Source organism: Stenotrophomonas sp. PS02300 (genome assembly GCF_029959395.1).
Lineage (GTDB): Bacteria > Pseudomonadota > Gammaproteobacteria > Xanthomonadales > Xanthomonadaceae > Stenotrophomonas > Stenotrophomonas maltophilia_AD.
Genome location: NZ_JASCOP010000155.1, coordinates 1 through 7,697 on the forward strand (window position 1 = coordinate 1; position 7,697 = coordinate 7,697).

Below are 7,697 nucleotides of genomic sequence, written 5' to 3' on the forward strand. Positions count from 1 at the left end.
TCTACGGCGGCGATGAGCTGCTCCCAGGCGCCGGCGGCCAGCCAGTCGGCGCAGAAGGGCATCTGCAGCAGCGACTGCCGCCGCGCCGCCGGCGGCGCAGGACCCGGAGGCGGGTCGGCGTGATCGGCGGCCGAGGAGGTCTCTGCACTACTCACGTTGCTCTCCCTCATGGATCGTGGTACCGGCGCGCGGGGCGGGGCTGCCGGAGTCGGATGACGCGGACGTGGCTGGTGGTGGGTTGTCCAGCAAGCCTTTGGATGCGGCCAATGCGTGCAGGCTCTGCATCAGTGCCTCGCATTGCCCCAAGGGCGGTGACCAGCATCTCCGATAGCTGGTGGGCAGTGAAGCCCACCTGGTGCCCCAGCTCGAAGGTCAGGAGACGCTCGACGGTCCGCGCCTGCACCTCGCCGCCGTCCCTGAGGAAGATGCCCTCCCCCAGATCCAGCGGCATCAGCTGGGGCTCCCCGCCCACGGGGTGCAGCCACAGATCGAGGCCAATCCATTTCACCAACAGGTGCTCACGTCCGCCAACGAGATCTTTAGGGCCGACCAGCCCCAGCCGGTGGACCAGGCAGTTGCGTGCATCCCAGAAGGTGGACAGGCAATCGCTATGGGGGGCATCGATACCGAAGGTCTCCCGCAGCAATTCCAGCTTGCGCCCAATCCCCGTGTGTTCGAACGCCGTGGGGACCGTGGGCACCGGGGCGTCCGGCGGCAGGCGGCCGCCCTGACTGAGGCTGATCAGCGCCGCGGCCAGGTAGAGATCGTGCAGGTAGCGCTCCAGGAACGCACACAGTTCGCGCACCCCGTTGGTCAGGATCCACAGCTGGAACTCGTCGGCAATGTGGGCGACGGCCTCGTGGCTCAAGTTGGTGGGGATGAAATGGTAGCGGGTGTCGGCCGGGGCCAGCTCCAGTGACGCCGGCGTGGCGCTGCGGGCGGCATTCAAGCCCAACGACATGAAGGCCGCGACCCGTCGGACTCCGCGTTGGAGCGTCGCGGTGATCCGGGGCAGGTCCAGCTGGACGGTGCCGGCCGGGGTCATGGCCGGGGCCTCGCGCGGCGAGCCGGCCGCGCGGTGGCGGCGACAGCGCCGGTTTCCCTGGGCTTGCGCGTGCGGCCGGTCGTCGCGGGGCGCCGTGCCGCCTGCTGGAGGGTAGCCACCAGCTCCCGCAGTGGTGCCAGTTGGGCGGCCGACTGCTCGGCGCGCAATGTCTGGGCGGTGAGCGCCGCGGCGGCCGCCTGCTGCTCCTGCCGACGCTCCTGCTCTTGCACTTGCTCGCGCTCGCGGAGGTGCTGGGCCAGTTGCGTGTGCTTGTGCACCTGCTGGGTCAGCTGGCGTGCCTTGATCCGCAGGCGGTCGACTTCCGCGTTGAGGCGATCTTCGGTGCTGCGGGCGTGCTCAGTCCACTCCTGCCGTTCGCGCTGATGGGTCACTTGCAGTTGGTCCTTCTCCTGGTGCAGCTCGGCCAGCTGCGCTTCCAGCCGTTCCTGGCGGGCATGGGCGCCATCGCGCTGGGCGCGCAGCTCCTGCGCCTGCGCGGCGGCCTCGGCGAGCTGGGTGCGCAGCAGGTCGATGCTGGTCTGCGCTGCCGTCGCGGCCGCGAGCGCTACCCGCATGTCCTGCTGCTCCTGCGCACGGCTCGCGCGCTCCGCCGCCAGGCGATCGCGCTCGTCTTCGAGCGCCGCCTGCTCCGTGCTCAGCGCCGCTCGGGCATGCTCCCCCGCCCCTTCCAGGGCGGCGGCCCAGCAGCGCTGGGCCAGGGTCAGCACCGCGGCCGGCACGTCGGGTTGGGCCGCCTCGCGGGCGCGTTGGCGCAGGCGTGTTCCCACGCTTGACCACCAGGTGTCCAAGTGACGGGTCACGGTATTGGGCGAGCCGGTGCCCAGGTGGGCGCGGATGCGCTCCACCGTGGGGCGCTCGCCGCCGGCGACGAGGTCATCGGCGGCGTTATGGACATCCAGTTCGGTCAGGCCGCGGGCCATGGGAGTCTCCGGTCAATGAAACGGCGGGTGGGGGCCGCTACTTCCGATAATGTAGAATTATCGGAACAACGACACCGAATCTGTAGTGAGGATTACATAGTACATATGAAAGTCGTCACTTCATTGACCGTCGATCAGCTCCCCACCCTGCCCGACCCGTCCCGGTTGTCGGCTCAGGCCGCCACCGCCGCTGAGCAGATTTTGGCTGCTGCGCGCAGCGCCAACACCACCCGCAGCTACCGCACCGCGCTGCGCTACTGGGCCGGTTGGTGCCAGGGTCGTTACGGCCGGCCGCTGCAGCTGCCGCTGCCGGCGGCAACGGTGGTGCAATTCATCGTCGACCACGTGGCCCGCGACACCGCTGAGGGCGTGCGCTGGGAGTTGCCGGCCGCACTGGACAAGGCGCTGGTGGCGGCCCGATTGAAGAGCCGCCCCGGACCCTGGCGATTGGCCACCCTCACCCATCGCGTCTCGGTGCTGAGCAAGGTCCACCAACTGCAGCAACTGGCCAATCCCATCGACAGCGCCGAGGTGCGTCAGCTGCTGGCCAGCGCCCGCCGCAGCGCGCACAAGCGTGGCGAACGCCCGCAGAAGAAGGCGGCCATTACCCGGATCGAGTTGCAGGCGCTGCTGGCCACCTGCGGAAACGACCTGGCCGGCCAGCGTGACCGCGCCCTGCTCTGCTTTGCCTTTGCCAGCGGCGGCCGCCGTCGCAGCGAAGTCGCCGCGGCGACGTTGGCGCACCTGCGCCCGCTGCCCGAGGGCGGATTCGTCTATCGGCTGGATCAGGGCAAGACGCTGCAGGATGGCCCCAAGGTCGGCGGCAGCCCCGATAAGCCGCTCGTGGGCGCGGCCGCCGTGGCATTGCAGGCCTGGCTGGAGGCGGCCAAGCTCACCGAAGGGGCGCTGTTCCGTCGCGTGTGGGGGACGCGGGTGGGTCCGGCACTGAGTGATCGCGCCATTGCACTGATCATCCAGCGCCGCGCTAAGCAGGCCGGTCTAGACGGAGACTTCGGCGGGCATAGCCTGCGCTCGGGCTTCGTTACCGAGGGCGCCAGGCAGGGCGTGGCACTGCCTGCGCTGATGGCCATGACCGATCATCGCTCCGTTGCGAGCGTAACCGGCTACTACCAATCGGGTGGAGCGCAATGCAATCCAGCGGCACGCCTGTTGGACGACGTTTAACTGGCCGTAGCTGGGCGGCCCATTGAGGCAACTCTGGCGCTATGCACTGTCCTGCCATCGCCATTGCAATGATCCCAAGCGTGTTGCGCCGTGTCGTGGCAGGTATGATGGGGCGTCGGTCACATTTTTGGGGGAAGTGTGGGTTGCGCTGATATGCAGGAAGCAGATGAGAGCTGTGGCAAGACTGCAGCCGCGCCGGAACAGGCGAAGCTCGCGCCGGACGAACAGACGGTCGGATTGGTTCTCCCGCTCTATGGCTACCATCAAGGCCCCCACCCTAGGGCTGGCCGACATGTCGGTTTGCGCAGATCGCTGCGAACTGCAGTGGTTTTGGGCACGCTGAGTGATCACACCGTGCTCGTCGCCGACGAAGAGGATGGACGCGTCTACCGCACCTCATCGGCCAGTTTAGTCACGGCTCGCCAAGCTGTTCGCCTAACACTTAGTGAGCATCTTGAGGTCGCCAGGCAATTGGCCCTCAAGGGCAATCGCTATGGCATTTCCATTCTGGCGGCCCACTTTCGTGGCATCAACGGCACTGCCTATGCCAGCCCGGCGGCCTTCGCCTGGTGCGTCCGCGCAATGTGTGAAGGCCACATGTTCAGGAGCGCAACTGCTGAGGTAGAGGCCTGGATTCAGGCTCAGATCGAGGCCTCCTCCGATTTAGGAGACGCCCTCCCTCCTCCCGCAGAGAGCGGTGAGATCGAGCTATGGTCTGGTAAGCCGGCGGAAGCGCAAGCTGCCACAGATGCGACATCGCGCTCACTTGAAAGTGCGCTGCAGCTCGGCGCCGATTCAATCGCCAAGGCCGACGGAGATTTTGAGCTCCAGCGAACGTACGCAGATAGTCACGGCAGTAGACTGGCGATCGACGTTCAGTCCGGCCTTCAAGTGGTCGTGCTGGGCCCCAGCAATGTCGAATCGGCAGAGGGATTTGTCGATGTCTTGTTTCTAGACAATCTCGAGGCTTGCGCCCGTCCTGCTAGTGGCCTGAGTTTCGGTGACGACACCATCGATCCGGGTTGGCTATGGGAAGTGGTCACCGACTCGGCGCGTCACGGCAAATCTCCGCTCCCCATCGCGCTTTGGCTGGCTTCCTCGGATATTGGCCCCTCCGGTCAAGCGGACGCAAGCTTGGAGCGATCTTTAACGCGGATCTTCGGCGCCGCTTTTGCAGCCAGGCAGTGGGCGAATGATCGGCCTGCGCTCGCGCAGAAATGGATACGGCTCGCCCGAGAGTGCTGGCGATCTCTGCCTAAGGTGGAGCAATCGCGCGTCGCGGCTGCTATTCCTGAACTGGTATCGTCGCTTTCGAAGCGGCGGGCTCCAAGTCCCGCGGCCCCACTCCGAGCAGCTTTCCGCGCAACGATCGATGGGCTGCTGACGCGGCACCCCGTTCCTTTGATTGCGCGAGACAGGCCGCCTCCGCCGAGTGCAGCGGTAGAGATCGAGGGCATTGAAGCGGTTGATCTTGTGATCGAGGCGAATGCTGCTGCGCCTGTCATGGCAGTGCCGCGAGCAAGCAACGCTCAGTCTCGCAGACGGGTGGGCGCGGTTAAGTTTGGCAATTCACAGCGCGTCCTGCGCTTTGATTTGTCAGACCACGCACTGTTGGCTTCCGAGTGGGCCTTGGTGGACAAAGAGTCGGCCCATCTCGATGCGGTGACGTCGGCTCTCAGTTGGCTAGAGGCTCGAATGGGACTGAGCCTGCCCAAGACATGGCGAGAAGGGGCACACGAGATTGAGCGCCAAGGCGTCACGCTTCAATTGGAATCGGGTGAAGGCATCTTTGCTTTCCGGCTGGATCACCCTGACACGACTCACCCAACCCGGTGGTGGAGGATGGAGGCCACTGTCCTCGCGGGGATGGGGGGCGTCGGCGGCATGGTGGGCGTTCGCCTAAGCGCACGAGACCTGGTGTCCCTTCCGGCACCCTCTAGGACGGTTCCAGCTATTGTCCGTGAATGGGCCCGCTCGCCTGGGCTGGCTATCGCTGGTGCGCCCGCTGGAGCCCCTACATTCGTCCGTGATGAGGAGGGTATGTCGCGCCTGCTTGCCGCCGTCCAAGACAGCGGTCGCGACGCACCTCTGTGGGTAGTAGCCGCTCGCTTTGAGCTGATCAAGCCGCTGCAGGCTCTGGCCAGAATGTATGTCGTTGAGCCGGCGATGTGGGCCCAATATGCTACCCATTACGGTGCGCTGGCTCCGAGCACGGTCCATGTGTTTCAAAAGGCTGGCGGTACCAGGGCACACGTCGACATAAGCAAGGGACAGGGACTGGAGCAGCTACGTGAGTTGACTCTCCAAGCTCGGCACCGCCCTGAGGTTCCTGCGTTTCGAGACATTCGGAACGCCATAGCCGAAGCCAGGTTGCGTGCGTTGAGCAACGGGAAAGACTCGGCACTCAACGACGCCGTTCTTCCTCCGCCAGTTCCAACCGCTGAAGACATTCGGGCTTTGATTTCCAGGGAAGTCAGGGACTATGAAGAGTTGCTGCAAGTGGCCGAAGACGAGCGAAACGCTGCGGTCGCAGACCGAGACTCCGCCCTGCACGATCTGCAAACAACGACCGATGAGATAGTCGAGCTCAAGCGGCGCCTGCACAGCGCACAACTGCGGCTGGGATCTGCAGCTCCCACTGATGAGCCGACAACAGAGCGGGCCGCACCTCCGGCCACACTGGAGGGGCTCGCGGAGTGGGCAATCTCGCTGCGGCCTCGGGTGGTCTTCCCGGAAAAAACGCTCCGCTCTGCCAGCCGCGTGGCCCATAGCGAGACCGCGCTGATATATGCCTGTCTGGAACAACTGTCTGAAAGCTACTGGCGATCACGCTGGGCAGACGACGAAGCGAGTCGTCGCCAAGCGCGCGACGAGTGGGAGGAATTCCTGAAAGAGAATCGACTGCGGTTGTCCGGCGTTGGTGTTATTGCAGCCCGCCACTTGGGTGAGTATCGAGGCATCGTAGGCGGGTCGACCTACACCATGGACATGCATGTTGCAGGTAGTAACGCCCACGATCCGCTCCGCTGCCTGCGGATCTACTGCTACGTCGATGAGCTCAATCGCAGGGTGGTCGTAGGCCATTTGCCTACGCATCTGACCAATGCCTTGACCTAGCTCAGCCGCCCACAGACAGGCCCTGACGATCTTCGCGCATCCATTGGGCGACTTCGTCGGGGTTCCCCACGATGACATGCTGCCGAGCCGCATCGGGGTGAATCTCCAGCGAATCGAGATTCAGGTGGCGCAGCGTGTAGAACAGCATTGCTTTTCGGCAGGGAAGAATCAGCACGTCATCCTGCATCGCATAGTCCCGGGCCACCGCCGCCCGCTGGTTGGGCGTCAGCGCGGGGTGCGGGATTAGCTGAACCCCGACCTCCGTGAACCAGCCAATGTCGTTGCTTGGATCGATTGCGGGGGAGTCGGCATGGATCGTGTGGATCTCGAAGCGCCCGATGGCGAAATCCCGGAACATTAAGCGGGTGTGGCAGTAAGCCCGGACGTGCCATCTGAGGCCATCGTAGCCAAGCGCATGCGGGGAGATGGTCAGGCTGAGGGGCGCGTCCTCGTCCATGGACTGGTAACGGCCCTCTAACCTGTCGCCGTCGCGGATGGCTCGCACCCACGTGGAGATCTCCGTTGCCGCAATCGGGCGCGCAGGGGTGCCGACAATGCCGGTCAACGGCACATAGCCGATGAAGCTCTCATCTCGTGTCAGCAGGCCGCGCTCCAGGCCATACAACTCGAATAGGTACTGGCTGGACGTCGCGCGGCCGCTGACCGGCAGAAAGCCTGGCTGCGCACGGTAGGCCCGCGCACTCGGGTCGTACTCCATGTTGCCTGGCGCGATCTTGACGTACTCAGCTAGGTCAGAGGACGCCTGGGGGACGGATATGCCAAAAAAATCAATGAGATCGCGGCGATTCAAGCGACCGTCGTATTGCAATCGAAGATCGATGAAGGCTATACGCCGCGCTTGCCCCCAACGCAGCGAATGGGTTTCTGAAGACATGGACGCCTCGGTTTTGGGATGTCTAACGATAGCATCCGTACAGAAACTTGACACGCATACAAACTACACGGATAGTATGTATGCGGGTGATGTGCGGCCCTGCTTCGAAAGCGCGCTACCCACCCTTGAGCTGCCTCCGGGCTGCGGGGGAAGGACGTGGCGCGTTCCATCCAGAAGAGGAGAAGTGTTCATGCGTATTGAGATTTACCAGGACCGCGCCGGCGAATGGCGGTGGACGTTCTATGCCAGCAACGGTCGCAAGATTGCGGACTCCGGGGAAGGGTATGCGAGCGAGTACAACGCGGTGCGCGCAGCGCGGCGTCTGAAAGAGCTCGCTCCGAGCGCCCCGATCAAGCGGCGCGACGGCACCGTGCTGAACGAAAGCGCGCGTTCGGGCTTGGGGCCGGATCCGTTCTAAGACGGCAGCCTTTCGAATCTGCGCCATAGCAGCCCCCCCCCCCCCCCCACCCCCCCCCGGCCCGGCAGCAAGGGGCCCGCGGGCGGGGGGGGCCGG

At 64.9% G+C, this 7,697-nt stretch carries 6 protein-coding genes; 3 read left to right on the plus strand and 3 right to left on the minus strand.

The genetic code is table 11. From position 1 onward, the window contains the following. Positions 1-166: 166 nt before the first annotated feature. Positions 167-1,045, minus strand: coding sequence for a hypothetical protein (locus QMX79_RS18645; protein ID WP_282248111.1), 879 nt, complete (start codon positions 1,043-1,045; stop codon positions 167-169). After that, positions 1,042-1,986, minus strand: a complete 945-nt coding sequence (locus QMX79_RS18650; protein ID WP_012480237.1) for a DNA-binding protein — start codon at positions 1,984-1,986, stop codon at positions 1,042-1,044. The genes QMX79_RS18645 and QMX79_RS18650 overlap by 4 nt, the downstream gene beginning before the upstream one ends. A gap of 105 nt (positions 1,987-2,091) precedes the next feature. Here QMX79_RS18650 and QMX79_RS18655 point away from each other — a divergent pair, with 105 nt between their 5' ends. Both QMX79_RS18655 and QMX79_RS18660 read left to right on the plus strand, forming a co-directional pair. Then, positions 2,092-3,171, plus strand: a complete 1,080-nt coding sequence (locus tag QMX79_RS18655; RefSeq protein ID WP_044570177.1) for a site-specific integrase — start codon at positions 2,092-2,094, stop codon at positions 3,169-3,171. Positions 3,172-3,324: 153 nt separating this feature from the next. After that, the gene (locus QMX79_RS18660) at positions 3,325-6,288 is read left to right on the plus strand and encodes a hypothetical protein (protein ID WP_282248113.1); all 2,964 of its coding nucleotides are present in this window, start codon (positions 3,325-3,327) and stop codon (positions 6,286-6,288) included. 1 nt (position 6,289) lies between these two features. On the opposite strand, the gene QMX79_RS18665 is transcribed toward QMX79_RS18660, so the two are convergent. Beyond that, entirely contained in the window at positions 6,290-7,183 is an 894-nt protein-coding gene (locus tag QMX79_RS18665) for a WYL domain-containing protein (RefSeq protein WP_044570182.1), read from the minus strand. A 190-nt stretch (positions 7,184-7,373) separates the two neighbouring features. On the opposite strand from QMX79_RS18665, the gene QMX79_RS18670 reads away from it, so the two are divergent. Beyond that, complete coding sequence (locus QMX79_RS18670; RefSeq protein ID WP_049886009.1) at positions 7,374-7,601, plus strand: DUF1508 domain-containing protein; 228 nt, start codon at positions 7,374-7,376, stop codon at positions 7,599-7,601. Positions 7,602-7,697: the final 96 nt, after the last annotated feature.